Below are 1,096 nucleotides of genomic sequence, written 5' to 3'. Positions count from 1 at the left end.
CAGTTTGAAGGAAAACACCGACTGCATATCCTCTCGCTTCAGCAAAAGTTTATTGTTGAGCCGTGCTGATAGATTGGGGGCTACTTCTAGGGCTGTTTCTTGAGCAACATCGTAGACGCGGGCGGTGAGGATTTGTACCAGATAATCGCAAAGCATGGGGTTAACAGGTGGGTTGATGCCGGATGGTGGGATAATTGTACGGTACTTGTGTTAGTATTTTGCGGAGAATTGGCGTTCCTCTTCGAGGGCTTCGCTAACGGGCGATCGGAAGTTATCATGGAATTTGAATGGGACGAAATCAAAGCAGCTATCAATCTCAACAAGCACGGTGTAAATTTTGAACAAGCAAAAACCGTTTTCTACAATCCACTTGCCGTAATTTTTGATGATGAAAAACATTCACAAGATGAGCGACGTGAAATTATCATTGGTCACTCTCAAAATAATCAGTTGCTGCTAGTCAGCTATACTGAACGTGGAAATGCAATCCCTATCATTAGTGCCCGTCTAGCCACGAAAAAGGAGCGTGAAGACTATGAAGAAAACGCCTTTTAATGACTCTTCAAACTCGGAAGATGAGCTTTTACCGGAGTACCGCTTGGACTACAAAAAAGCCAAACCCAACCGTTTTGCAAATCGCAGTGGAAAGCAACAAATGACAGTCGTTGTTTTGGATGAGGATATTGCCCGGATTTTCTCAACACCGGAGGCAGTAAACAAGGTGCTTCGGGCGCTGATTGAAGCGATGCCTCAAGCAAGTAGTGGGGAGACAGTTTAAATTCCTAAAATAATGACTTTCTCTAGGTAAGACTTATGCTAGACAAAGCTGCTTTACTCGATCGCATTACTCAAACTCCGGGTAAATGTGGAGGCCGCCCCTGTATCCGAGGCATGAGAATTCGAGTTAGCGATATTCTGGAAACTCTAGCAGATAATGTGCCTGCCAGTGAAATTTTGGCAGATTTTCCCGATTTAGAACCTGAAGATATTCAAGCTTGCTTGCTGTTTGCTGCACTCCGAATTGACTTTCCGAGGATTGCTGTATGATTTTCTGGCTAAATGCTCAACTTCCTCCTAGTCTCGCAGAATGGTTGAG

At 44.3% G+C, this 1,096-nt stretch carries 3 protein-coding genes and 1 pseudogene; 3 read left to right on the top strand and 1 reads right to left on the bottom strand.

Annotated features, from left to right (window positions below; all coding sequences use genetic code 11):
- Positions 1-156 (bottom strand): annotated as a pseudogene (locus ACUVJL_RS34290) (threonine ammonia-lyase, biosynthetic); the annotation flags it as partial.
- A gap of 120 nt (positions 157-276) precedes the next feature.
- On the opposite strand from ACUVJL_RS34290, the gene ACUVJL_RS34285 reads away from it, so the two are divergent.
- Genes ACUVJL_RS34285 through ACUVJL_RS34275 form a run of 3 tightly spaced genes read left to right on the top strand, consistent with a single transcriptional unit; the run spans position 277 to position 1,047 of the window.
- Complete coding sequence (locus ACUVJL_RS34285) at positions 277-555, top strand: BrnT family toxin (RefSeq protein WP_445249912.1); 279 nt, start codon at positions 277-279, stop codon at positions 553-555.
- Complete coding sequence (locus ACUVJL_RS34280) at positions 536-778, top strand: hypothetical protein (protein WP_445249911.1); 243 nt, start codon at positions 536-538, stop codon at positions 776-778. Before ACUVJL_RS34285 ends, ACUVJL_RS34280 begins: the two co-directional genes overlap by 20 nt.
- 35 nt (positions 779-813) lie before the next feature.
- On the top strand, positions 814-1,047 hold the full coding sequence (locus tag ACUVJL_RS34275; RefSeq protein ID WP_445249910.1) for a DUF433 domain-containing protein: 234 nt from the start codon (positions 814-816) through the stop codon (positions 1,045-1,047).
- The last annotated feature ends 49 nt before the right edge of the window (positions 1,048-1,096 follow it).

Source organism: Microcoleus sp. OTE_8_concoct_300 (assembly GCF_031383065.1).
GTDB lineage: Bacteria > Cyanobacteriota > Cyanobacteriia > Cyanobacteriales > Microcoleaceae > Microcoleus.
This window is presented reverse-complemented; position numbering and strand designations above follow the sequence as displayed.